Here is a 24,246-nt window from a genome sequence, read left to right on the forward strand (position 1 = left end):
TCCAGAGTCCATTTTTGAGTCCGTAGTAGACCGGGATAAGGCAGAACAAACGCCACCCGATGCCGGTTTGGATACCGAACTGAAATTGTCCAGACCCTCCTGATTGAGGTTGTGATTGTTATGGTGCGTCGTACCAAAGAAGAAGCTCAGGAAACCCGGAGCAAAATCCTCGAAGCAGCCGAGCAGGCCTTTTATGAACGAGGGGTGGCCCGCACCACGCTGGCTGATATCGCCGCCTTGGCGGGTGTCACCCGGGGTGCCATTTACTGGCATTTCAGCAACAAGGCTGACCTGGTTCAGGCCATGCTGGACAGCCTGCGCGAACCTCTTGATGAGCTGGCCAAAGCCAGCGAGAGCCAGGAGGAGCTTGATCCGCTGGGTTGCTTGCGCAGTTTGTTGGTTCATCTGTTTCGTCAGGTGGCGACTGATCCGAAAACGCGGCGTATCAATGAGATTTTGTTTCATAAGTGCGAATTCACTGACGAAATGTGCGATTTGCGCCGCCAACGCCAAATGGCAAGTGTTGACTGTAACAGCCGGATCGAGCTCACTCTGAGTAATGCAATCCATCGCGAACAACTCCCTTCGAACCTGAATGCCCGCCGTGCGGCAATCGCTTTGCACGCCTATATAGACGGTATTCTTGGGCAATGGCTGCTGGTTCCCGACTGTTTTGAGCTCTATAAACAAGCTGAAATCTGGGTCGACACCTGCATTGACATGCTGCGGCTCAGTCCTACCCTGCGCAGCCCGGAGCTCAATAGAGCTTGAGTCTAGTTGCCTGAAGGCATAAGGCTAGTGAAGTTTTTACCCGTCGCGTGAATTGATACCAGATGGCCTTTATATATGTCTACGCTGCGGGTTTAAAGTTAGTCAGCTAAGTATTTTGTACTGTAATTGTTACCGGCCTGTTGTCCTCATCGTCCTTGAACGCAAAAAGCCCCGACTCGCAAGAGACCGGGGCTTTTTGGTGCAGCGTGAATCAGCGTTCGAGATCTTTGATCTTGTCTGCCACGCCATCCCATTCTGCCGCGTCCGGCAGAGCGTCTTTCTTTTCAGTGATGTTTGGCCAGATTTCAGCCAGCTCAACATTCAACTGAATAAATTGTTCCATGCCGGCAGGCACTTCATCTTCAGAGAAGATGGCTTGTGCAGGGCATTCAGGCTCACAAAGCGCGCAGTCAATGCACTCATCCGGGTGAATTACCAGGAAGTTCGGGCCTTCGTAGAAGCAGTCCACCGGACAGACTTCTACGCAGTCGGTGTACTTGCACTTGATGCAGTTGTCGGTGACGACGAAGGTCATTTCTAATTTTCTCCTCAGGCGGCGGCAGCGAAGCCCTTACAGTTCGGGTTCGCAGGGCTCGGGAGTGATATCTACTGACCAGGCTAAAAGGGCAGTAGCATCCCGAACCGCGCGCGATTCTAGCAGCTTTTAAAGGCGTGTCTTTAATGTGTAGAGCAAATCAAGTGCTTTACGCGGCGTCATGTTGTCCAGATCGAGCTTGGACAGGTCATCCAGTACGGGGTGCGGCAGGCTGGCAAACAGATCGCTTTGCTGCGGTACTGCTTTCTTGCCAGGTGCTGGTCGCGGTACTTCATGAGGCAGGCTGGTCGTTTCGAGTCGGCTCAAATGTTCACGTGCCCGGGTGATGACATTGGCTGGAACCCCGGCCAATTGTGCAACGGCCAAACCATAGCTTTGACTGGCCGGGCCTGGCAAGACATGGTGCAAAAACACGATGCGTTCATTGTGTTCGGTTGCGCTCAAATGCACGTTGGCGACCAGCGGTTCGTTCTCGGGCAGAACGGTCAGCTCAAAGTAGTGCGTGGCAAACAGGGTGTAAGCGCGCAAGTGAGCGAGGCGTTCAGCGGCCGCCCACGCCAGGGATAAGCCATCGAAGGTACTGGTGCCGCGGCCCACCTCATCCATCAGCACCAGGCTGCGATCGGTCGCGTTGTGCAGAATATTGGCTGTTTCGCTCATTTCCACCATAAAGGTAGAGCGACCGCCTGCCAGGTCATCGCTGGAGCCGATCCGGGTGAAGATCCGGTCGACCAGTGACAGTTCGCAGCTGGCAGCCGGTACAAAGCTACCGATATGGGCCAGCAAGACGATCAATGCGGTCTGGCGCATGTAGGTCGATTTACCGCCCATGTTAGGACCGGTGATCACCAGCATGCGGGTTTTGTCATCCAGCGCCAGATCGTTGGCCACAAACGGTGTTGTCAGCACTTGCTCGACCACCGGGTGACGGCCCTGCTCGATACGCATGCACGGCTCGTCGACAAAGCGCGGGCAGTTCAAGTCCAGGTTCAGCGCACGTTCGGCCAGGTTGCTCAGCACATCGAGCTCGGCCAGCGCGGCGGCAGTGTCCTGCAAGGGCGGCAATTCCCCGATCAGAGTTTCCAGCAGCGCTTCGTAGAGCATCTTTTCGCGGGCCAGCGCGCGGCTTTTGGCCGACAGGGCTTTATCTTCGAAGGCTTTTAGCTCAGGCGTGATAAAGCGCTCAGCGCCTTTGAGGGTTTGCCGGCGAATGTAGTCAGCAGGTGCTTGTTCGGCCTGTTTGCTCGGCAGCTCGATAAAGTAGCCGTGCACGCGGTTATAACCCACCTTGAGATGGCTCAGGCCGGTTCGGGCTTTTTCCCGTGCTTCAAGATCAATCAGGAACTGCCCGGCGTTCTCGCTCAGCGATTGCAGTTCATCCAGCTCAGCGTCATAACCGGTTTTCAGCACGCCGCCGTCACGGATCACCGCGGGCGGGTTGTCATTGATGGCTTTTTCCAGCAACGCCGCCAGTTCCGGGTAGGTGCTGGTGATGGTGGCCAGATGTTGCAGGTGTGGGGCTTCGAGGCCGATCATCGCATCTTGCAGCTCAGGCAACGCGCCCAGGGCATCACGCAAGCGCGCCAGATCTCGCGGGCGAGCATTGCGCAGGCCGATACGCGCCAGAATCCGCTCCAGATCGCCGATCTCTTTAAGCTGCGGTTGCAGTTTCTCAAAGCGATAGCCATCGAGCAGGCAGGTAATCGACGACTGACGGGCCAACAGCACGCTCAAGTCACGCAGCGGGCGGTTCAGCCAGCGGGTCAGCAGGCGGCTGCCCATCGAGGTCTGGCAACGGTCGACCACCGATTGCAAGGTGTTGTCGCGACCGCCGGCCAGGTTGGTGTCCAGCTCCAGGTTGCGACGGCTGGCGCCATCCAGCACCACGGTGTCATCCAGACGCTCATGGCGCAGGCTGCGCAAATGCGGCAGGGCGGTGCGCTGGGTTTCTTTGGCGTAGCTGAGCAAGCAACCGGCAGCACCAATTGCCAGGGTCAGGTTCTCGCATCCAAAGCCTTTTAGGTCTTGGGTCGAAAATTGCTGGCACAGGCTTTTAAATGCCGAATCACGTTCAAAGTCCCACGGCGCGCGGCGACGAACGCCACGACGTTTTTCGGCAGGCAGGCCTTGCGGCCAGTCGTCCGGAATCATCAGCTCCACCGGGTTGATGCGTTCCAGTTCGGCCAACAGGTTTTCCCAGCCTTTAATCTCCAGCACCGAGAAATTGCCGCTGGTGATGTCCATCACCGCCAGGCCAAACAGACGCTCATCGCCCAGCACTGCCGCAATCAGGTTGTCACGGCGTTCATCCAGCAGCGCCTCATCGCTGACGGTGCCCGGCGTGATGATACGCACCACTTGACGCTCGACCGGGCCCTTGCTGGTTGCCGGGTCGCCGATCTGCTCGCAAATCACCACCGACTCGCCCAGCTTGACCAGCTTGGCCAAGTAGCCTTCGGCCGCGTGATAAGGAATTCCGCACATCGGAATCGCCTGCCCGGCCGACTGCCCGCGAGCCGTCAGGGTGATGTCCAGCAACTTGGCCGCCTTCTTCGCGTCTTCATAGAAGATCTCGTAGAAGTCGCCCATGCGATAGAACATCAACTGGTCGGGGTGCTGGTTTTTGAGGCGCCAGTACTGCTGCATCATCGGCGTGTGGGAGGACAGGTCGGAAGTATTCTTACTCATGAGAAGGCTTAGGCGGATTCGATTAAAAGGTGGGTGAAAAGCGGGCGTCAGGCGCGGCTGTTTCGCAATGGGCGCAAGGTTAACATGTCAGCCCCCCGCATCTACAGGTGCGTGCCGGGCGTGCTGACGCGTTGCTATAAATAGAAGAAATAGCATTTGCCATCTATAAACACGGCCAGCACTATTCCCGGCATGTCCAAACGAAATGTTTCAACGGTCTTGAAAGAACTGCTTGCCCGGCACCAGATCAGCGCGATGGCGCTGCATCGGAGTACGGGAGTCCCGCAGTCCACACTCTCGCGGATTTTGAGCGGGAAAATTGTCGATCCTTCCGACAGACATATCTCCAAAATTGCCGAGTACTTCCACATCAGCACTGATCGTCTGAGGGGGCGAGATGATCGCGCCGGCTCAGGCTTTTCTGACAGCCCACCCAGGCATGCTGAGTTGCGTGACATCTTGTTGTGGGATGACGACACCCCCGTGGCCGATGACGAAGTGTCCATTGCGTTCTTGCGCCAGGTCGAATTGGCCGCAGGCTCGGGGCGTTTTGCCATTGAAGAGAGCGAGCGGGCCAAGTTGCGTTTCGGCAAGCGCAGCCTGCGCCACAATGACGTGGAGTTTGACCAGGCAAAGTGTGTGACGGTGCGCGGTGAAAGCATGCTTCCGGTGCTGCGTGACGGCGCCACAGTGGGCGTCAATGTCGGCAAGCGCTCACTTGAAGAGGTCATCGACGGTGACCTGTATGCGCTCAACCACAACGGCCAGTTGCGCGTGAAGCAGCTGTATCGTGTGGCCAGTGGCATTCGTTTGCGTAGTTTTAATCGCGATGAGTATCCCGACGAGGACTATGCCTACTGTGATTTGGAGGATGAGCAACTGGTGATTTTGGGCCACGTCTTCTGGTGGGGTATGTACGCTCGTTAGCCTGCAGTTTTAAGAATAAGCCCACGTCTAAGTGGGCTTTTTGTTGCCTATTGAAAGAATGATCGCACTGCTCACGTTGCCTTTTCTGGCTGATAGCAGCGTTCAAAACAAATATATGCATTGGTGCATTGACTGTATATCCATACATGCATAGTCTTTGTCTCATCGCGGTTCCCCGATCTGACTCGCGCAGGGATGCGACGCGGCGGGCAGCGCGCCCGCTGTTCAGCTCAGGCCAGACACTGGCTTTTATCAGTAAGGATTCAGGAGTGATGGCACGATGAATGAGCCGCAAATATTGCAGGATATGCCGCTGCTGCTGGTCATCCTTCTCGCTTTGGTGGGCGGCGTCTTTGGCGAGATGTGGCGCGCTGATAAAGAAGGTGCAAGCGGCTGGCTGCTGGTCCGGCGGCTGGCGTTGCGTTCCGGTGCTTGCATGGTGTGTGGTGTTTCCACCTTTATGTTGTTGTACGCCGCCGGCATGTCGATTCTGGCGGCTGGCGCCTTTGGTTGCCTGACCGCGCTGGCGGGGGCTGATGCTGCAATTAGCGTGTATCAACGCTGGGCAGCCAAGCGCCTGGGGGTCGACAGCGCAGCGCCGGACTCGCGTAGCGAACGCTAGGCTTGGGCGGCATCGCCTTGCAACGCTCACCGGCTCGTGTAGGTTATGGCGCTTGGGCGTACCCACAGGAGAACCTCATGGATCCACTCTCTCAACTGGCGGCTGAACTTGGGCGCCATCTACAGACTCTTAACGCTCACGTGACAACCGCCGAGTCGTGCACGGGCGGGGGTATTGCAGAAGCCATCACCCGTATCGCCGGCAGTTCTGCCTGGTTCGAGGCGGGGTTTGTGACCTATTCCAATCAGCAAAAGACCCGGCAGCTTGATGTGCCGCAGGCGCTGTTTACTCAAGTGGGGGCCGTCAGCCGTGAAGTGGTCGAGGCGATGGTCCGCGGCGCGCAGGCGCACAGTGATGCACGCTTTGCTGTCGCCGTCAGTGGCGTCGCCGGCCCGGGCGGCGGTTCGCCAGAGAAGCCGGTAGGCACGGTCTGGCTGGCGTGGGGCGTTGGTGACGAGGTGACGGCCGAGTGCAGGCACTTCCCGGGTGATCGCGATGAGGTCCGCCGACAAACCGTTATTGCGGCGCTGGAAGGCCTAATACGCCGAACGGTACGAGAAATAGAAAATCAGGGGTAGGCGATCGTTTAACCCTGTGGAATAATACTGGCTACTTATACAGTTATCGGCCGTCATGGCCTTATTGATTTTGAGAGGACTTTAATGGACGACAACAAGAAGAAAGCCTTGGCTGCGGCCTTGGGTCAGATCGAACGTCAATTCGGCAAAGGCGCCGTCATGTTGATGGGCGATCAAGATCGCCAGCCAATCCCTGCTATCTCTACAGGTTCGCTGGGTCTGGACATCGCGCTGGGCATTGGCGGTCTGCCAAAAGGCCGTATTGTTGAAATCTACGGTCCAGAGTCCTCGGGTAAAACCACCCTGACGTTGTCTGTGATTGCACAAGCGCAAAAAGCGGGTGCAACCTGTGCCTTCGTTGACGCCGAGCACGCGCTTGACCCTGAGTATGCGGGCAAGCTGGGTGTAAACGTAGATGACCTGCTGGTTTCCCAGCCCGATACGGGCGAGCAGGCACTGGAAATCACCGACATGCTGGTGCGCTCCAACGCCGTTGACGTGATCATCATCGACTCCGTGGCCGCGCTGACCCCTAAAGCTGAAATTGAAGGCGACATGGGCGACGCACACGTGGGCCTGCAAGCCCGTTTGATGTCGCAAGCACTGCGTAAAATCACCGGTAACATCAAAAACGCCAACTGCCTGGTGATCTTCATCAACCAGATCCGTATGAAGATCGGCGTAATGTTCGGCAGCCCGGAAACCACCACTGGTGGTAACGCCCTGAAGTTCTACTCGTCTGTTCGTCTGGACATCCGTCGTACGGGTGCCGTGAAAGAAGGCGACGTGGTGGTGGGTAGCGAAACCCGCGTCAAAGTGGTCAAGAACAAAGTGGCACCGCCATTCCGTCAGGCCGAGTTCCAGATTCTTTACGGCAAGGGCATCTACCTCAACGGTGAGATGATCGACCTGGGCGTATTGCACGGCTTCGTTGAAAAAGCGGGCGCCTGGTACAGCTACAACGGCAACAAAATTGGTCAGGGCAAGGCGAACTCCGCCAAGTTCCTGGACGATAACCCGGACATCAAGGACGCCCTCGAGAAACAACTGCGCGCCAAGCTGTTGGGCCCAAAAACTGACAGCGAGCTGGCCGAGCTGAAAGTTATGCCGAAAATGAGCAAGGCTGCCAAAGCGGCTGCTGAAGAAGCAGAAGCGGCAGAAATCGAGTTCGAAAACTCTGCAGAAAACGATAACTGATACAACTCATGACTGTCGTTTTGGATAACCTCGTCGCGGTGCGACGAGCTGCAATGGACCTGCTCGCGCGACGCGAGCATGGTCGAGTCGAGCTGACACGTAAGTTGCGTCAGCGCGGAGCTTGCCCCGACATGATCGACATCGCCCTCGACCGTTTAACGGAAGAAGGGCTGTTGTCGGAGTCGCGTTACCTCGAAAGCTATATCAATTACCGTGCAGGCTCTGGCTATGGCCCTTTGCGTATTCGCGAAGAGCTTGGACAGCGCGGTTTGTCGCGTGGCGATATTGAAGAGGCGTTGCGCGAAAGTGGCTTTAACTGGCAAGAACAGCTGGAAGACACCTGGCGTCGCAAGTTTGCAGGCAAGTTGCCTGAAGATGCAAAAGAGCGTGCCCGCCAAGGCCGCTTCTTGAGTTATCGCGGTTATACGATGGACATGATTGGTCGCGTATTAAGCGGCCGAGAATTCGATGACTAGCGACTACCCCGTAGTCGCTGCCGAAGGCTGCGATGGGCCGCGCAGCGGCCCTGTTTCTAATCCAGACACCCAACTCTGACGTCAGCCTTAATCCGCCAGCGATTCACACTCTGCCGACGTGGCTGCCATGTCGGCCATTTCCCAGTGTTGCGGCAGATTGATAAAGTCGACCAACTCCCGCAAACGTCCCTGGTTACGCCCACTGAATGCAAAGCTCAAACGGTATAAGTTGAGTGACGCGTCATGGTCTATGCCGTCATCCGGCGACTGACAAAACCCATTACTCAAGCAGATATCGGCGAATGCTTTTTGGATATGCGCGAGCGCGTGCACATTGAGCGGGTACTTCATGCGCACAACGAACGTTTTATTCAGCCAGCGGGTTGAATGGAAGTTGTTATAAAACTGATTGATCTCAGCCAATGCCTCTTCGGCACTGTAGGCAAAGCGCATCAATTTTAGATCGTTAGGCAGAATGTACTGATTGGCTTCCAGCTCGTTGTGGACGAACTCCAGCGCACTTTTCCAATAGGTGCCGCCCGGCATGTCCAGCAACACGATGGGCACCAAAGGAGACTTGCCGGTTTGAATCAGCGTCAACACTTCCAGGGCTTCATCCAGCGTGCCAAAGCCACCAGGGCACATGACCAGAGCGTCCGCTTCCTTGATGAAAAACAGCTTGCGGGTGAAGAAGAAGTGGAAGGCCAGCAGATTGGCAGAGCCATTGATCGTCGGGTTGGCGCGCTGTTCAAAAGGCAGGGTGATATTAAAGCCCAGGCTGTGCTCAAGCCCCGCGCCTTCATGGGCAGCCCCCATGATGCCGGCCCCGCCTCCGGTAATGACCATCATGTCGGCGCGTGCCAGTGTCGCCCCCACTTCACGGGCCAGTGCATACAGCGGGTGTTCTACCGGAGTGCGTGCCGATCCGAAGACTGTGACTTTGCGGCGGCCTTTGAAGGTTTGCAGTACACGGAAGGTTTTTTCCAGCTCGCGAACAGCTTGCAACATGATCTTGGCGTTCCAGCGATCAAGATCATCGTGGGCCATACGCAAAACAGTGAACAACATTTCGCGATACAGCGGCCGGTTGGGGCTGTCAGGTGCGACAAGCTGCAACTGCGCGTCCACGTGTTGAGCGAGGTCGAGGCCCTGGCCCTCGAAATACAGGGGCAGGGAATCACTGGATTGATCGGGCATGCATTACTCCTTCAACACAACATCCTTTAAAACGCCGCACGTGGGGCTGCCCCCAAGACACAGCGTGTCACCATCATGCCTTGATAATGGTCCTGAGTTGTTGGCGCTGGCAACCGCTAATTGGCTGATGTAAATGAAGAATTGGAGAGGAGGAGGGTGCACGCCATTGTTATCAACGGCGTGCAACAGACGCGGAATCAGCCTTTGCGCTTGCAGTTATCGGCGCGGATGTCTTGGGTCAGTACAGACTTGTTGGTGCGGTATTCCCGAATGTCGAAGCGCATGGTGGCACCACGGGCCAACAGTTTGCGGAAGTTGGGGTCGCTGCAAACGCTACGGCCCAACTGCGGCACGGCCACTTCAGGGGCCGAGCGCAGTTGAGCGGCCATGTTCGGGCTGGCTTCCAAATTGTTAATCAGTACGGTGCCATCAACCGTGAAGCCTTTGTCCAGCAAATCGGGGCTGATAGCCCGTGGTTTCCCAACGTTGCTGGCTTCTGCGGTCGCTTGCAGGGACTTGTTCAGATTGAATTCTGCAAGAGAGGCCGCTTGCGCGCCCAAAGGCAGTGCCAGCATTAAGGCTACGGTTGGAATAATAGTGCGCAACATGAAACTCTCCTGATGTACGTGACGCAGGCTTTGACCCACCATCGATCTGTGCGTTCAGTGGCGCAGGAGTATAGGTCAGCATTGTGTGTCAGGAAATGCCCGTGGTCATGGTTTGGCATGCAGGCCTGCGGCCTCTGGTAGACTGCGCGCCTTTCTCTATTGAATCCGCTTGTGCGCCAAACCGTGGCGAATCAGCGGTTGCTGGCGTATGTAAAAACCCATGACCTTGATGACCTTTTCCCCTAACGCTGTAGCCCGTTTGCGAGACGAGCGCGAAGAGGAAAGCACTAAACCTTATTTGGCGCGTGGCTCTCGTGCACCGCGTTGCCATACCTGCCGTGTGATTGAAAGCCATTGCTTGTGCCGGTGGCGGCCAAAGGTCAACACGCGCGCGGGCGTCTGCCTGCTCATGACTAAAAAGGAAGTGTTCAAGCCGAGTAATACCGGCTGGTTAATCGCGGACGTGGTCAGCGACAACTTCGCCTTTATCTGGTCGCGTACTGAAACCGATAAAGACCTGCTGGCATTGTTGGCTGATCCGCAGTGGCAGCCTTATCTGGTGTTTCCCGGCGAGTACGTGGCGGCTGAGCGAGTCACCCACACCGTCGAAGCCGACAACAGCAAGCGGCCGCTGTTTATCCTGCTGGATGCGACATGGACTGAAGCGCGCAAGATCTTTCGCAAGAGCCCGTATCTGGATGGCTTGCCGATCCTGAGCCTTTTGCCTGAAAAGCTCTCACGCTACCGGTTGCGCCGTTCAACACGCAGTGAGCATTTGTGTACCGCCGAGGTGGCCAGTTTGTGCCTTGATCTGGCTGGCGATACGCAAGCATCGGCTGCCCTGGATGCCTACTTTGATGTGTTCAGCCAGCATTACCTGGATGCCAAAAACCAGTTGCCGGTGAATGAGTCCAGTACAGCGCATCAAGAACTGGGCTTTTTTGTAAAAGACCTTTCTCAGATCCGGGCTCAATAGACTAAAGAAGTAGCGCTACAATTTTCGAAGCGAAATAAGCGGCTAGCCCCATTCCATTTGAATGCTGGCGCAGTAATGGCTGTTACTGGACCTCGGTGTCAGGTTTACGCTTGACCCTACAGTTTTGGCTGGGCATGCTTGGCGCCGATTCGGCGGCAGATGCTGCTCAAACGCTTATAAGTTCTAACTTTTAGCGTAAATCTTGCCCTTTGATGCACAGTTTTTAGACTGTTGCTCGAGTTGCCTTAGCGGGTTCTGGTTTTAAACCTGGCCCGCCTGATAAACAGGATCATTTAAACAATGGCCACATACGACATCCTGATTGCTGATGACCATCCGTTGTTTCGCAGTGCCTTGCACCAGGCCGTTGCCCTGGGTTTGGGTTCTGATGTTCGCTTGGTCGAGGTCGCCAGTATTGCCGAGCTGGAAAAACAGCTGGCGATAAAGGCCGGTTGGGATCTGGTGCTGCTCGACTTGAACATGCCAGGTGCTTACGGTTTCTCCGGGTTGGTGTTGTTGCGCGGTCAGTACCCGCAAATCCCGGTGGTGATGGTGTCTGCTCAAGAAGAAGCCTCGGTCATGGTGCGCTCGCGAGAGTTTGGCGCCAGTGGCTTTATTCCTAAATCCAGTTCAATGGAAGCCATTCAAAACGCTGTGCGCACGGTACTGGATGGCGATGTTTCCTGGCCGCCCCAAGCCTTTGAAGAAGTGCCGGTTTCGGCAGAAGCCAAAGCGGCCAGCGAAGGCCTGGCCAGCCTGACACCTCAACAGTTCCGGGTTTTGACCATGGTTTGCGAGGGGTTGCTGAACAAGCAGATCGCCTACGAGTTGAGCGTTTCGGAAGCGACGATCAAAGCGCACGTGACGGCGATTTTCCGCAAATTGGGGGTGCGTACCCGCACTCAGGCCGCACTGCTGCTGCAACAACTCGAATCTATATCGAGCCATTAAACTGTCAAACTTCACGCATTTTTGACGCGGCCTGATTTAGTTTTTTCCACTCATTTTTTACGCAGTTGCCTATCTATGTCGCCTTTCAAGGGTAAAACCGGATTTAAACGGATTTTGAATGCTGGCGGTTACTCGCTGGACGGTTTGCGTGCAGCCTTTACCGGTGAGGCGGCATTTCGCCAATTGGTGCTGCTCAATGTGGTGCTGATCCCGCTGACGTTCCTCCTGGATGTCAGCCGGGTCGAGCGAGCACTGCTGATAGCGGTATGCCTGTTGGCGTTGATTGTCGAGCTGCTTAACTCAGCCATTGAAGCGGCGATCGATCGAATTTCCCTCGATTTGCACCCGCTGTCAAAGAACGCCAAGGACATGGGCAGCGCCGCACAATTTGTCGTGCTGACCCTGATTGCCGTGGTGTGGGCGGTGATTCTGCTTTAAGCGATCGCAGGCAGAACAATTTCGTCGCTGCGCTGAACCCCGGCGGTAAAGGCGCGGCACAGCTCCAGAAATTCGCGCATGGCGGAGGTTTGATACTTCTTCTTGTGCCAGATAAAGAAAAACTGCCGCGCCAGATCCAGGTCAGGGGTTTCGACCGCCACCAAGCTGCCGCGGCGAAAAGCGTCACGCAGTGCCAGGCGCGAGATACAACCGATGCCCAAGCCGGACTCAACGGCCCGCTTGATCGCTTCGGTGTGTTCCAGCTCAAGGCGGATGTTAAGCGCGCTTTGATGATGGCGCATGGCTTGATCGAACGTGAGGCGCGTGCCCGACCCTTGCTCACGTAATATCCAGGCTTCGCGGGTCAGTTCTTCGAGGGTGGCATGCCCACGGGCGGCCAGTGGGTGTTGAGGGGCGCAAAAGACTACCAGCTCGTCTTCAACCCAGCTCTGAACGTCGATGTCCGGGTGGCTGCAGTCGCCTTCGATCAGACCCAGATCAATTTCATAGTGAGCAACTTGTTGCACGATATGAGCGGTGTTCTGGACAATCAGTTTGACCTGGCTTTCCGGGTGAGCCTGCATGAAGCTGCCGATCAGCAAGGTCGCCAGGTAATTGCCAATCGTCAGGGTCGCGCCGACGGTCAGTGAGCCAAAGCCGGACTTGCCGTTAAGCAGGTCTTCGATTTCCTTGGCCTGGTCCAGCAAGGCGACGGCCTGTGGCAATAACTGCCGACCCAGGGCGTTGAGGCTTAAGCGCTTGCCCGCGCGGTCGAATAGTTGGCAACTGGTCTGGCGCTCCAGTTCGGTGATTGAGGTACTGGCTGCCGATTGTGAAAGGGCCAACAAGCCTGCCGCACGGGACACGCTCTCTTGTTGGGCGACGGTAACGAACACCTGGAGTTGTCTGAGAGTAAATCGCATATCGATATAACCGATAACCCTTATCTTAATAATTCAGTTAACAGATATTGTCGTCGCCATTAGAATGCTGTGCAATTGCGCTCATAGTCAGCGCTGGCGAATTTAGGAGCCCCGTACATGAGCAACATGAACCACGAACGTGTCCTCAGTGTTCACCACTGGAACGACACCCTTTTCAGTTTCAAGTGCACCCGTGATCCGGGCCTGCGCTTTGAGAACGGTCAGTTCGTGATGATCGGCCTGCAACAGCCCAATGGCCGTCCGCTTATGCGCGCCTACTCCATTGCCAGCCCGAACTGGGAAGAGCATCTGGAGTTCTTCAGCATCAAGGTGCCGGATGGTCCGTTGACCTCCCAGTTGCAGCATTTGAAAGAAGGCGACGAGATCATCATCAGCAAGAAGCCTACGGGTACGCTGGTGCTGGACGACTTGAAGCCTGGCAAGCATCTGTACCTGCTGAGTACGGGCACTGGCCTGGCTCCTTTCATGAGCGTGATTCAGGACCCGGAAACCTACGAGCGTTTCGAAAAAGTGATCCTGTGCCATGGCGTGCGTTACGTCAACGAAGTTGCGTACCGCGAGTTCATCACCGAGCACCTGCCGCAGAACGAATTCTTCGGTGAAGCGCTGCGTGACAAGCTGATCTACTACCCAACCGTGACCCGCGAGCCGTTTGAAAACCAGGGGCGTCTGACTGATCTGATGCGCAGCGGCAAACTGTTCAGCGACATCGGCCTGCCGCCGATCAACCCGCAGGACGACCGTGCCATGCTGTGCGGCAGCCCAAGCATGCTCGACGAAACCAGCGAAGTGCTAAACAGCTTCGGCCTGACCGTTTCGCCACGCATGCGCGAGCCAGGTGATTACCTGATCGAGCGCGCCTTCGTCGAGAAGTAAGCGCCGCTGCACAAAAAAGCCCGCGCTACCCCAAGGTAGTGCGGGCTTTTTATTGTCCGCGAAGACAGGACCTGTAGGCGCGAGCTCGCCTCGCGATCCCTTGATTTTGGTGCTTAACCTTTGTTGGCTAAAACAACCTCAAGCACACGAATCACCCCCGGCTCCGGATAATGCCAGCGCACATCCAGATCCCAGAACTGCGCACCGTATTCACGCTCGGCAGTCGGCGTTTGGTAAGCCGGGCGTGGGTCTTGCGCCAGGCATTGCTCAATCAGCGCCACCAACGGTTCCTGCAAGCGCAACCCATGGGCGTGCGCCTCGTGCAGCGCTGAGTCAGCCCATTGCACGGGGATCAGCACCGGCGCCGCGCTGGCCATGCTGTTGCTCGCACTGCTGATAATGTCGGCGTAGGGCACATACGGCTTGATATCGAGAATCGGCGTTCCGTCGAGCAGGTCAATGCCCGAAATGTGCAAGCGACCGGCTTCGACCTTATCCAGTTTGACCACTGACTGGCCGATGCCATTGGGCCGGTGAGTCGCGCGGGTGGCAAACACCCCCATGGACTTATTGCCGCCCAGGCGTGGCGGGCGCACCTTAAGCCGGGGCTTGTCTTCCAGTGCCTGGTGAAACACAAACAACAGCCACACATGACTGACCTGCTCAAGGCCTTGCACGGCATCGCCTTGGTCAAAGGGCGCAACCAGCTCCAGAACACCCCGGGCAGCGGGTGCCAGTTGGGGTTGTCGCGGGATGGCAAACTTCTCCTTGAAACAGGAGCGCACAAAGCCGACAGGCGAAACGGTGTAGGTCATGTGTTTGTCGCCGTGTCAGCCACGAACCCGCAGGGTTAGCCCCTTCAGGAAGTTACGCAGCAACTGGTCGCCACAGGTGCGGTAGTTGTTGTGGCCGAATTTGCGAAATAGAGCGCTCAGTTCTGGTTTGGATACCGGGAAGTCAACCGACTTGAGGATCGCGTGCATGTCGTCCTCTTTCAGTTCGAACGCCACGCGCAGTTTTTTCAGGATGATGTTGTTGGTCACTGGCAGTTCAACCGGCTGCGCTGGGCGACTATCGTCCTTACCGCGCTTGAAGATCACCAGGCCATCAAGAAAATGCGCCATGACGTTGTCCGGGCAGCGAACAAAGCCTTCTTCTTCGTCTTTCTTCAGGTAGGTTTCGATGTCAGCTTTGGTGACGTCCAGACCGCCCAGTTTGATGATCTCGACAACTTTGTTGTCGCTGATGTCTAGCATGTAGCGCACGCTGCGCAGTACGTCGTTATGAATCATGTGGGTAATCCTGATAATCAGCAGTGAGCACCGCAGGCAAGGCTGCGGTGTCGAAATAGGTGGGCGCGGCCGTGTTTAGAACTTTTCTTTGGCCGTCATGTAGCGCCATTGGCCAACGGGCAGCTTGCCCATCGACACGCCGCCAATACGAATCCGGCGAATCGAAATAACTGTGAGGCCTACGGCCTGGCAGAACAATGCAATCACGCCCGGTTGCGGGTTCTTCATGGCAAAGCGTAGGCGGTTTTCACTCTGCCAGCTGGCTTTGACCGCAGGCAGCTCGCGACCTTTGTAGGTCAAGCCGTGGTTGAGCCGGTTGAGGCCATGGGGAGCCATCTCGCCCGATACCTCGACCACATACTCCTGCTCGATCTTGCTGGCATCGGCGGTCAGCTTGCGGACGATTTTCCAGTCCTGGGTAAACACCAGCAAACCGCTGGCATTGGCTTGCAGCTCGTTGCCCACGCTCAAACGCAGAAAGTGACCTTTAAGCGGGCGATTGCCGAAGCGGTGCTCTTCGCTCAGGGTTTGAGGGCTGAGCAGTTGCATGGCGCTGTCAGTGTCCAGGCCTGCCGGCGCGTTGAGCAACAGGGTCACAGGCTCTGGCGCCGTGGCCTTGGCTTGCGGATCAAGTTCGACCTTTTGCTGGTCGACCTTGAATTGCGGTTCGTCGATGACTTCGCCATCTACCGTGACCCAGCCACCTTCAATGAACAGTTCGGCCTCACGGCGCGAGCAGCCGACGAGTTCGATGAGGCGTTTGGAGAGACGTATCGGTTCAGACATGACAGGGGCCGTAATGGAATTGGGCGGCTATTGTACCCGCCTGGCGCCGGTTAAGCCCGGCAACATTTGCCTTAACTGCGCGCCAGCGGCTTTTGGCGTTTGTAGCGCAGGTGCAGCAACGGATAAGGCTGGCCCAGGCCGTCGTTTTCGCAGCGCCCGATCACCTCAAAGCCTTGTTTGAAGTAAAAGCCGATGGCTTGCGGGTTTTGCTCGTTGACGTCCAGCCTCTCGGCATTCAGCTCGTTGATGGCGAACAGGAGCAGGCACTTGCCAACGCCTTGGCCGCGGTAGTCAGGGTGGATGAAGAGCATTTCAACTTTGCCGGCGGCAACCCCGGCGAAGCCTGCAATGCGCTTGCTGGAAGGGTCTTTGCAGCAAATCAGCATCACCGCGTCCAGGTACTGGCTGATGACCAGTTGGCGCAGCAAGACAATGTAACTGTCGGGTAAAAAATCATGGGTGGCTCGAACGGACGCTTCCCACACCTCGGTTAATGCTTCGAAATCTCTGAGACGTGGCGTTTGGATGGCCCATTGTTGTTTCATCGTGCGTGTCTCCGACACTGATGATTGAGGAGCCTCCTAACAATAGCCGTAAAAAAAGCCCTGACGCATTCGCGGCAGGGCTTTTTTTAAGCGCAGCGTGTGGCTTACAACGCTTCAGCCCACAAGTCGTACTCGTCGGCGTCGGTCACGCGGCACATGATCTTGTCGCCCGGCTTGATGTCTTTCTCGGTGGCGATAAACACGTTGCCGTCGATTTCCGGGGCGTCGAAGAAGCAGCGGCCAACAGCGCCTTGCTCGTCAACTTCGTCGATCAGGACTTCAATTTCCTTGCCGATCTTCAGTTGCAGGCGTGCCGCGCTGATAGCTTGCTGGTGCGCCATAAAGCGCTCCCAACGGTCCTGTTTGACGTCGTCCGGTACTATGGCAGCGTCCAGCAGGTTGGCCGGTGCGCCTTCAACGGGCGAGTACTGGAAGCAACCTACGCGGTCCAGTTGTGCTTCTGTCAGCCAGTCCAGCAGGTACTGGAAGTCTTCTTCGGTTTCGCCAGGGAAGCCGACGATAAAGGTCGAACGGATGATCAGTTCCGGGCAGATCTCGCGCCAGTTTTTGATGCGGGCCAGGGTCTTGTCTTCAAAGGCCGGGCGTTTCATGGCCTTGAGTACTTTAGGGCTGGCGTGCTGGAACGGGATGTCCAGGTACGGCAGGATCTTGCCGGCCGCCATCAACGGGATCAGCTCGTCAACGTGCGGGTACGGGTACACGTAGTGCAGACGAACCCAGACACCCAGTGTGCTCAAGGCTTCGCACAGTTCGGTCATGCGGGTCTTGACCGGCGCGCCGTTCCAGAAACCGGTGCGGTATTTGACGTCGACGCCGTAGGCGCTGGTGTCCTGAGAGATCACCAGCAGCTCTTTAACCCCGGCTTTAACCAGGCGCTGAGCTTCGTCCAGCACATCGCCCACCGGGCGGCTGACCAATTTGCCGCGCATCGAAGGAATGATGCAGAAGCTGCAGCTATGGTTACAGCCTTCAGAAATCTTCAGGTACGCGTAATGGCGCGGCGTCAGCTTGATGCCTTGTGGCGGCACCAGGTCGATCAGCGGGTTGTGGTCCTGACGGGGCGGCACCACTTCGTGAACCGCGTTGACCACTTGCTCGTACTGCTGAGGGCCGGTCACGGCGAGCACGCTCGGGTGCACGTCGCGGATGTTGCCTTCTTCGACGCCCATGCAGCCGGTCACGATGACCTTGCCGTTTTCCTTGATGGCTTCGCCGATGACTTCCAGCGATTCAGCCTTGGCGCTGTCGATAAAGCCGCAGGTGTTGACCACCACGACGTCGGCGTCCTGGTAGGTGGAAACAACGTCGTAGCCTTCCATACGCAGTTGCGTAAGGATGCGCTCGGAGTCGACCAGCGCTTTCGGGCAACCCAAGGAAACAAAGCCAACCTTAGGGTTGGCTGGCGTGGTAGCGGTGGACATGGCGAACCTCGGTATGTAGTGACGTTACATGCCCGTAAAGGCTGCACGACGAACGGGCGCTTGGAGTTTGCGCGCCTCTGATCAAAAAAAGTGCGCAATTTTAGCTATGGTGAACGCACTTGACCAGCGTTATACGGGGATTTACGACGAGTGCTGCGCTATGCTGCGCGCCGTTGCGAAACCCGCTTTTTAACGAAGCTGATTTCGTTGGTAAAAGTCGTGGCTAACAGTCAGAAAATCAGAGCATGCTGCACACCAAATGCGGCGCTCGCCATTAAGAAACACGGTCCAAAGTCGTAGGAGTGGTTAATGGGGCATGTCAGTAGTCCGGCAACAGAAGACGGTCACTCAAAGGCAAAACCTATCGGAATGCTGGTTGCCGCGGTTGGCGTGGTATATGGCGATATCGGTACCAGCCCGCTGTACACCCTCAAAGAGGTGTTTACCGGCGGGTATGGCGTACAGGTTAACCACGATGGTGTCTTCGGCATTTTGGCGTTGATCCTGTGGTCGCTGATCTGGGTGGTCTCAATCAAGTACGTGCTGTTTATCCTGCGCGCCGATAACGAAGGCGAGGGCGGGATCATGGCCCTTACTGCGCTGGCGCGCCGCGCGGCCTCGCCTTATCCCAAGTTGCGCACGGTGCTGGTGATTCTGGGGTTGATTGGCGCTTCGCTGTTCTATGGCGACAGCATGATTACCCCGGCCATTTCTGTGTTGTCGGCAGTTGAAGGTCTGGAGCTGGCGTTTGCCGGGCTGGATCGCTGGGTCGTGCCGCTGGCGCTGATTGTGCTGATCGCGCTGTTTTTGATTCAGCGTCGCGGCACGGCCACACTCGGCAAGCTGTTCGGGCCGATCATGGTGCTGTGGTTTGTGGTGCTCGGTGGCCTGGGGATTCATGGCATCGCTCAGCACCCGGAGGTGCTTAACGCGCTGAACCCGGTGTGGGGCGTGCGTTTCTTTGTCTCGCACCCGGGCATGGGGGTGGCGATTCTGGGCGCGGTGGTGCTGGCGTTGACCGGTGCTGAAGCGCTGTACGCCGACATGGGGCACTTTGGGCGCAAGCCGATTGCCCGCGCCTGGTTCATTCTGGTGCTGCCTGCGCTGGTGCTCAATTACTTCGGCCAAGGGGCTTTGCTTCTGGAAAACCCGGAAGCGGCGCGTAACCCGTTCTACCTGCTGGCACCAAGCTGGGCGTTGATCCCTCTGGTGGGGCTGGCCACGCTGGCCACCGTTATTGCCTCTCAGGCAGTGATTTCCGGGGCCTTCTCGTTGACCCGTCAGGCCATTCAACTGGGCTACATCCCGCGCATGCACATTCAGCACACGTCCAGTGCCGAGCAGGGGCAGATCTATATCGGCGCGGTGAACTGGTCGTTGATGGTCGGGGTTATTTTGCTGGTCTTGGGCTTTGAGTCATCGGGCGCTCTGGCGTCGGCCTACGGCGTAGCCGTAACGGGGACCATGTTGATCACCAGTATTCTGGTGTCGGCAGTCATGCTCATGCTGTGGAAGTGGCCACCTGTGTTGGCGGTACCGGTGTTGGTCGGCTTTCTGCTGGTTGACGGTCTGTTCTTCGCCGCCAACGTGCCGAAAATCGTCCAGGGCGGTGCCTTCCCGGTATTGGCGGGGATCGTGCTGTTTATCCTGATGACCACTTGGCGGCGCGGCAAACAATTGCTGGTTGATCGTCTGGATGAAAGCGCGTTGCCGCTACCGCTGTTTATCAGCAGCATCCGTGTTCAGCCGCCGCATCGGGTGCAAGGCACAGCGGTGTTCCTGACCGCCCGGCCAGACGCCGTACCGCACGCGCTGTTGCATAACCTGCTGCACAATCAGGTGCTGCATGAGCAAGTGGTTTTGCTCACCGTGGTCAACGAAGACACACCGCGCGTGCCTGCGCAGCGGCGGTTTGAAGTGGATGCTTACGGTGAGGGGTTCTTCCGGGTCATCCTGCATTTTGGCTTTATGGATGAAACGGACGTGCCCGAAGCGCTCAAACTGTGCCATCTCGACGAGCTGGACTTCAGCCCGATGCGCACGACCTACTTCCTGAGCCGCGAGACGGTCATTGCTTCCAAGCTGGTGGGTATGGCGCGTTGGCGGGAAGGGTTGTTCGCCTTCATGTTGAAGAACGCCAACAGCAACTTGCGATTCTTTAACTTGCCGGTAAACCGGGTGATCGAACTGGGAACCCAGGTCGAGATGTAAGCCGTCCTGTAGCGACGTTAAAACGCTGTAGGAGCGAGCTTGCCTCGCGATCTTTCAAGATCAAAAGATCGCGAGGCGAGCTCGCTCCTACAGGGGGGGGGCGTATGTTACGGGGCGGTAGCCTGGTGCTTTTTGATCATATCTACCAGGCGTTGAGCCAGGGCCGGGTAGTTTTCGTCAAAGTGGTGGCCACCTGGCAGCTTGACGCTTTCGCCTACAGTCGTTTTGGCCGTGCAGCCGCTTTCGTCTGTCTCTTCGGCGCCATAGATGCACACCACTTTGTTGGCCGGCAGTTTGGACATTTCTTCGCCGGTATCGGCTTCAGCGCCGGCCTTGCCGAGCCAGCCATCAACGTGAATCTCAAAGCTGCCACTGCGGGCGAAGGCCAACAGGATAATCGCGTCTACGCGTTTCTGTTCGGCTTCAGGCAGGCGATTGTAGGTGGCGGGCAGTACGTCCGCGCCAAATGAGTAGCCGACCAAAACAAAGCGCTGGGTGCCCCATTTTTGACGGTAGTGCTGCATCAGTTCAGTCAGGTCGGTGGCGCTTTGGTCCGGGGTCTTGTGCTGCCAGTAGTAGCGCAGCATGTCGATACCGACCACCGGATAACCTATCTTGGCCATCTCGCCGGCCACGTCACGGTCCAGGTCGCGCCAGCCGCCATCACCCGACAGGAACAACGTCACCGTGCTGTTTTGCTGGCCCGCAGGCACTTCAACCACAGGCATGTTCAGCCCGCCGTTGTTGTCGCCGACCAGGATCTTGCGCAGTTCGTTGCTCAGTACCTGGGGGAAGTGAATGTCATAGTCGCTGATGCTGGTCTGAGCGTTCGGCTGATCACGTACGAAAGCAGCGCTAGGGTCGTCAGGGTTGTCGTTCCAGGCCACCAGCCAACTGCCGTGTGCGGCAGATTTAGGCATGGGCAACGTGCAGCCCGGTTGTTCAAGCGCAAAACCTACCGACACGGCTTGGGCCTTGTCGTTGGTTTGCTCGGCCAGCCAGCGCCAGGCGAGGGTTGCGCCCGGGCCGATGCCGCTAACCAGCGTAGGCGGGCCTTTCAACTGCTGCAGTGCTGTTTGCAGGGCTTGCTGCTGCAGGGTGCAGTCTTCCTTGGGCAGAATGACCTGTACCAATTGCGCCTTGCCGCCACGGCTCAGCGCCGAGAGTTGAGCGTCGGTCAGAGCCTCTTCGGCCGGTGTTGCAATCAGCACTTGCGCGCGCGCGGTCTGGCCAGGTGTCACTTTGGTCAGGGTCGAGCCATCGGCTTGGCTCAGGTGCTCAACCGTCGGCTCGGGGGGCGGGCGATTCCAGAACCAATAGCCGCCGGCCGCCAGCGCAGCCAGTATCACCAGAATTAACAGCAAAAAACGCCAGGAACGATGTTTCATTAACGTTTCACCAATCCAGTCAAGCCGCCTGCAATCAGGGCGGCGGTATCAGCCAGCGCTACCAGCGGGTCAAGTCCGGCAGGCACGGCCATATAACGAGGTTCCCAGTCGGGCTGGAATTTGTCTTTAAAGCGACGTAAACCCTGGAAGTTGTACAGGTGCTCACCGCGCTGGAACAGCATTGACCCTAGACGCTGAGTCAATGGCGCGCCACGACGGGGTTGGAGGCCAGACAATGGGACCATTCCCAGGCTAAAACGGGCGTATCCATGCTTTTTATAATGCTGAATCAGGCCGACCATCATGTACTCCATGGTCAATTTCGGCGCTTGCGGGTGGGCGCGCATCAAGTCGAGGCTCGACAGCTCATGGCTGTGAGTCTCAAGCAAGTTGGCAAAGGCCACGGGCTTGCCTTCAAAACGGATAATGGCAACGCGGAAGTGCTTGATGTAATCCTCACTGAAGCGTCCGAGCGAGAAGCCTTTTTCCCGGACATTCTTGCCGGTCAGCCATGCATCGGAAATAACCTTCAGCTCATCCATGGGCGCTTCGCCCGGTTCGTGGATCTCCAGCGACAGGCCGTCGCGGGTGCCGCGGTTCCAGGTGTAGCGCAGGTCTTTCATCTCTTTGCCCTTGGCGTCGAGATCAAAGCGGTGCAGATCAACCCGGGCTTCTTCGCCCAATTTGATCGCGGTCAGGCCGATGTCCATATAGAACGGCAGGTTCTCGGCGCGCACTTGATAAAACACCGGGCGGGCGTGGAAGGTGTCGCACAAGTCACGGAACTGCCAGATCAGCTCAGCGCGCTGTTGCGCAGGGCCGATGGGGTCATACAGCGCAACCAGGCTGCGGCCGCGGCGGGCGTACATCAAGAACGCGCTGTCGTCCGGGTGGAACAGCAAGGCTTTGTCGCCGGTCAGGGCCAGGCCGCCATCTGGCTGGTCTGAAGCCAGCAAGATCTTCTCGGCGCGCTCCAGTTCGCTAGCATCCGGCAAGTGGATGGTAGGGCGCGCCGTGCGCAGCAACCAAGTCAGGGCCACGATCACCAGCAGCACCGCCGCGCCCATCAGCGAGCGCAGGCCGCGTGGGGCATCCGAGTCGAGAGTGAATTGCCACCAGAGCTGATGGCTGTAGGGCACATCCTGATAGGCAAACAGCAGCAGCCACACCGAAGCGCCGAGTACGCAGGCACTGGCCACCAGATACAACGGTGAAAACGGCAGCTCGGTCAGGCGGCTCGGGCGATAGAACGAGCGGCGGAACAGGCCCAGCAGGCTTGCGGTCAGGACCAGAATGCACGCCTCTTCCCAGTCGAAGCCTTTAAGCAGAGACAGAACGGCGCCGACCAGCAGCAGGATCGTGGTCAGCATCCAGGCCGCCGACAGCCGACGACGCAGGCCTTGGGCCAGCAACAGACAGAGCACGCCGATCAAGCTGGCGCCGAAGTGCGAGGCGTCAATCAGACGGTGAGGGATCAGAAAACCGATGTGTTCAAGGCGGGTATCGATTTCCGGAGTGGCCCCGGAAAACAGCAGAACCACGCCCGACATAAACACCAATACCGCCAGAATCGGCGCGGCAAGGCCGGAGGCCACGCGCAAACTTTGGCGGGTCTGAATCAGGCGCTGGGCTTCGTTGATCAGCAGCATCAGGCAGGCAAGCAGCAGCGGCAAGATCACGTAGATCAAGCGATACAGCAGCAGCGCGGCGGCCAAAGGTGCAGCGCCGAGTTTGTCGGCGAAGGCAGCCAGCAAAATCGCTTCAAAAACCCCGACACCGCCCGGTACGTGGCTGAGTACACCGGCGGCCAGCGCCAGCAAGTAAACCAGCATGAAGGCGCCAAACGGCGGCGCTTCGGGAAGCAACAAATACAGCACCGTTGCTGCTGCTGCGACGTCCAGCGCGGTAATCACCAATTGCAGCAGGGTCAGCCGTGCGCTTGGCAGGCGCAGGGTGCGGCGTCCAGCTTTGACCAGCAAGTTGTCCGGGATGGGTTGCTCAGGCAGGCGACGGCGATAAATGCCCAGCGCCAGCAAGCCAAACAACAACAGCACGGCGACTGAAATGGCCGCCAGGATGTAAACCGGAATATGCAGGGCGGCGGAGGCGGCCGGCAGGTTGCTCAGGGTTGCCAGCGCAGCGAGCGGCGGCAAGGCGCAGCCCAAAGACAAGCTGGCGAACAGCGTCATGTGCGCGACTTCAGAGGCGCCTACGCCATGGCGTGCGTACAAACGATAGCGCACAGAGCCGCCGGACAAGAGCGACAGGCCAATGGCGTTACCAATGGCAAAGGCGGTAAACCCGCCCAGTGCCAGGGTTTTGGGCGGCAGTTTGACGCCGGCATAGCGACTGGCAGACCACTCGTACCCGAGCAAAATCACAAAACCTACAGCTGTTGCAGCCACGGCGCCGAGCAGGGCGGGCCTGGGGACGTCCATGATGGAGTCGTGCAAGGCGTACAGGTCGAGTTCGCTGAGCAGATGGCGACAGGCAATCAGGGCTATGGCGAACAGAAGCAGGGTGAGCGCGAGTCCAATAGGTTGGCGGTACTTGCTCAGCAGGTCCAGTAAATGCAGGCGTTTGGCTGCAATCGGGTGGGCTGCTGAAGCGGGTTCTTTAAGTTCTGGCGAGTTATCGGGCATCAATCACCTCGTGAATCGTGCGCGATAGGATGGAGGCATAGACTCAAGTTACCAATCCTTTTGGTCAAAATATTTCAAAATACTGTCAACTGTTTGCCTGATGTTCAGGTTTGGCATGTGAAAAAAAGGTAATTG

At 57.4% G+C, this 24,246-nt stretch carries 23 protein-coding genes; 11 read left to right on the plus strand and 12 right to left on the minus strand.

The features are described 5' to 3' along the window. Nucleotides 1–120 precede the first annotated feature (120 nt). Nucleotides 121–771, plus strand: coding sequence for a TetR family transcriptional regulator (locus ACJJU9_RS05535; protein WP_048386553.1), 651 nt, complete (start codon nucleotides 121–123; stop codon nucleotides 769–771). Between the two features lie 211 nt (nucleotides 772–982). Here ACJJU9_RS05535 and fdxA read toward each other — a convergent pair whose 3' ends face one another. Together fdxA and mutS are read right to left on the minus strand one after the other, a co-directional pair. Next, nucleotides 983–1,306, minus strand: coding sequence for a ferredoxin FdxA (gene fdxA, locus ACJJU9_RS05540; RefSeq protein WP_153332387.1), 324 nt, complete (start codon nucleotides 1,304–1,306; stop codon nucleotides 983–985). A gap of 129 nt (nucleotides 1,307–1,435) precedes the next feature. Then, entirely contained in the window at nucleotides 1,436–4,015 is a 2,580-nt protein-coding gene (gene mutS / locus ACJJU9_RS05545) for a DNA mismatch repair protein MutS (RefSeq protein WP_407730219.1), read from the minus strand. A gap of 192 nt (nucleotides 4,016–4,207) precedes the next feature. Between mutS and ACJJU9_RS05550 the strand changes: the two genes are divergently transcribed. The 5 genes from ACJJU9_RS05550 to recX all read left to right on the plus strand — a co-directional run bounded on the left by ACJJU9_RS05550 (nucleotide 4,208) and on the right by recX (nucleotide 7,815). Further along, on the plus strand, nucleotides 4,208–4,942 hold the full coding sequence (locus ACJJU9_RS05550; RefSeq protein WP_407730220.1) for a helix-turn-helix transcriptional regulator: 735 nt from the start codon (nucleotides 4,208–4,210) through the stop codon (nucleotides 4,940–4,942). A 280-nt stretch (nucleotides 4,943–5,222) separates the two neighbouring features. Beyond that, a complete protein-coding gene (locus tag ACJJU9_RS05555; RefSeq protein WP_048386556.1) occupies nucleotides 5,223–5,564 on the plus strand; it encodes a phage holin family protein in 342 nt (113 codons plus the stop codon). Nucleotides 5,565–5,641: 77 nt separating this feature from the next. Continuing rightward, nucleotides 5,642–6,142: a CinA family protein gene (locus tag ACJJU9_RS05560; RefSeq protein WP_048369506.1), complete on the plus strand. Its 501-nt coding sequence runs from the start codon at nucleotides 5,642–5,644 to the stop codon at nucleotides 6,140–6,142. 84 nt (nucleotides 6,143–6,226) lie between these two features. Further along, complete coding sequence (gene recA / locus ACJJU9_RS05565) at nucleotides 6,227–7,339, plus strand: recombinase RecA (protein WP_048369508.1); 1,113 nt, start codon at nucleotides 6,227–6,229, stop codon at nucleotides 7,337–7,339. Between the two features lie 8 nt (nucleotides 7,340–7,347). After that, a complete protein-coding gene (gene recX / locus ACJJU9_RS05570) occupies nucleotides 7,348–7,815 on the plus strand; it encodes a recombination regulator RecX (RefSeq protein WP_048369509.1) in 468 nt (155 codons plus the stop codon). 87 nt (nucleotides 7,816–7,902) lie between these two features. Here recX and ACJJU9_RS05575 read toward each other — a convergent pair whose 3' ends face one another. Together ACJJU9_RS05575 and ACJJU9_RS05580 are read right to left on the minus strand one after the other, a co-directional pair. Next, on the minus strand, nucleotides 7,903–9,012 hold the full coding sequence (locus ACJJU9_RS05575) for a TIGR00730 family Rossman fold protein (protein ID WP_407730221.1): 1,110 nt from the start codon (nucleotides 9,010–9,012) through the stop codon (nucleotides 7,903–7,905). Between the two features lie 197 nt (nucleotides 9,013–9,209). Then, nucleotides 9,210–9,620, minus strand: a complete 411-nt coding sequence (locus ACJJU9_RS05580) for a PA3611 family quorum-sensing-regulated virulence factor (protein WP_048386563.1) — start codon at nucleotides 9,618–9,620, stop codon at nucleotides 9,210–9,212. 229 nt (nucleotides 9,621–9,849) lie between these two features. Between ACJJU9_RS05580 and ACJJU9_RS05585 the strand changes: the two genes are divergently transcribed. The 3 genes from ACJJU9_RS05585 to ACJJU9_RS05595 all read left to right on the plus strand — a co-directional run bounded on the left by ACJJU9_RS05585 (nucleotide 9,850) and on the right by ACJJU9_RS05595 (nucleotide 11,985). Beyond that, nucleotides 9,850–10,596: a tRNA-uridine aminocarboxypropyltransferase gene (locus ACJJU9_RS05585; RefSeq protein ID WP_153335699.1), complete on the plus strand. Its 747-nt coding sequence runs from the start codon at nucleotides 9,850–9,852 to the stop codon at nucleotides 10,594–10,596. Between the two features lie 300 nt (nucleotides 10,597–10,896). Beyond that, on the plus strand, nucleotides 10,897–11,547 hold the full coding sequence (gene erdR / locus ACJJU9_RS05590) for a response regulator transcription factor ErdR (protein ID WP_407730222.1): 651 nt from the start codon (nucleotides 10,897–10,899) through the stop codon (nucleotides 11,545–11,547). A gap of 75 nt (nucleotides 11,548–11,622) precedes the next feature. After that, nucleotides 11,623–11,985, plus strand: coding sequence for a diacylglycerol kinase (locus ACJJU9_RS05595; protein WP_048369518.1), 363 nt, complete (start codon nucleotides 11,623–11,625; stop codon nucleotides 11,983–11,985). Here the strand turns inward: ACJJU9_RS05595 and ACJJU9_RS05600 are convergent. Next, entirely contained in the window at nucleotides 11,982–12,908 is a 927-nt protein-coding gene (locus tag ACJJU9_RS05600) for a LysR family transcriptional regulator (RefSeq protein WP_048369520.1), read from the minus strand. The two genes, ACJJU9_RS05595 and ACJJU9_RS05600, sit on opposite strands and share 4 nt — an antisense overlap. Nucleotides 12,909–13,025: 117 nt before the next feature. Here ACJJU9_RS05600 and fpr point away from each other — a divergent pair, with 117 nt between their 5' ends. Next, nucleotides 13,026–13,805, plus strand: a complete 780-nt coding sequence (gene fpr / locus ACJJU9_RS05605; RefSeq protein ID WP_048369522.1) for a ferredoxin-NADP reductase — start codon at nucleotides 13,026–13,028, stop codon at nucleotides 13,803–13,805. A gap of 113 nt (nucleotides 13,806–13,918) precedes the next feature. Here the strand turns inward: fpr and tsaA are convergent, their stop codons facing one another. From tsaA to rimO, 5 genes are all read right to left on the minus strand, one after another. Then, on the minus strand, nucleotides 13,919–14,620 hold the full coding sequence (gene tsaA / locus ACJJU9_RS05610; protein ID WP_407730223.1) for a tRNA (N6-threonylcarbamoyladenosine(37)-N6)-methyltransferase TrmO: 702 nt from the start codon (nucleotides 14,618–14,620) through the stop codon (nucleotides 13,919–13,921). A gap of 15 nt (nucleotides 14,621–14,635) precedes the next feature. Next, nucleotides 14,636–15,097, minus strand: a complete 462-nt coding sequence (locus ACJJU9_RS05615; protein WP_048386571.1) for a DUF1456 family protein — start codon at nucleotides 15,095–15,097, stop codon at nucleotides 14,636–14,638. 75 nt (nucleotides 15,098–15,172) lie between these two features. Then, a complete protein-coding gene (locus ACJJU9_RS05620; RefSeq protein ID WP_407730224.1) occupies nucleotides 15,173–15,883 on the minus strand; it encodes an rRNA pseudouridine synthase in 711 nt (236 codons plus the stop codon). Nucleotides 15,884–15,954: 71 nt separating this feature from the next. Then, entirely contained in the window at nucleotides 15,955–16,428 is a 474-nt protein-coding gene (locus tag ACJJU9_RS05625) for a GNAT family N-acetyltransferase (protein WP_048369530.1), read from the minus strand. A gap of 104 nt (nucleotides 16,429–16,532) precedes the next feature. Further along, nucleotides 16,533–17,870, minus strand: a complete 1,338-nt coding sequence (gene rimO / locus ACJJU9_RS05630; protein ID WP_407730225.1) for a 30S ribosomal protein S12 methylthiotransferase RimO — start codon at nucleotides 17,868–17,870, stop codon at nucleotides 16,533–16,535. Between the two features lie 309 nt (nucleotides 17,871–18,179). Here rimO and ACJJU9_RS05635 point away from each other — a divergent pair, with 309 nt between their 5' ends. Then, nucleotides 18,180–20,081, plus strand: a complete 1,902-nt coding sequence (locus ACJJU9_RS05635) for a potassium transporter Kup (protein WP_048369602.1) — start codon at nucleotides 18,180–18,182, stop codon at nucleotides 20,079–20,081. Between the two features lie 107 nt (nucleotides 20,082–20,188). Here the strand turns inward: ACJJU9_RS05635 and ACJJU9_RS05640 are convergent, their stop codons facing one another. After that, a complete protein-coding gene (locus tag ACJJU9_RS05640; protein WP_407730226.1) occupies nucleotides 20,189–21,469 on the minus strand; it encodes a virulence factor family protein in 1,281 nt (426 codons plus the stop codon). Next, nucleotides 21,469–24,111 carry a bifunctional lysylphosphatidylglycerol flippase/synthetase MprF gene (gene mprF / locus ACJJU9_RS05645; RefSeq protein WP_048386654.1) on the minus strand — a complete coding sequence of 881 codons (2,643 nt, stop codon included), beginning with the start codon at nucleotides 24,109–24,111 and terminating at the stop codon, nucleotides 21,469–21,471. Before mprF ends, ACJJU9_RS05640 begins: the two co-directional genes overlap by 1 nt. Between the last annotated feature and the right edge of the window lie 135 nt (nucleotides 24,112–24,246).

It is taken from the genome of Pseudomonas helleri (genome assembly GCF_045830615.1).
GTDB lineage: Bacteria > Pseudomonadota > Gammaproteobacteria > Pseudomonadales > Pseudomonadaceae > Aquipseudomonas > Aquipseudomonas helleri.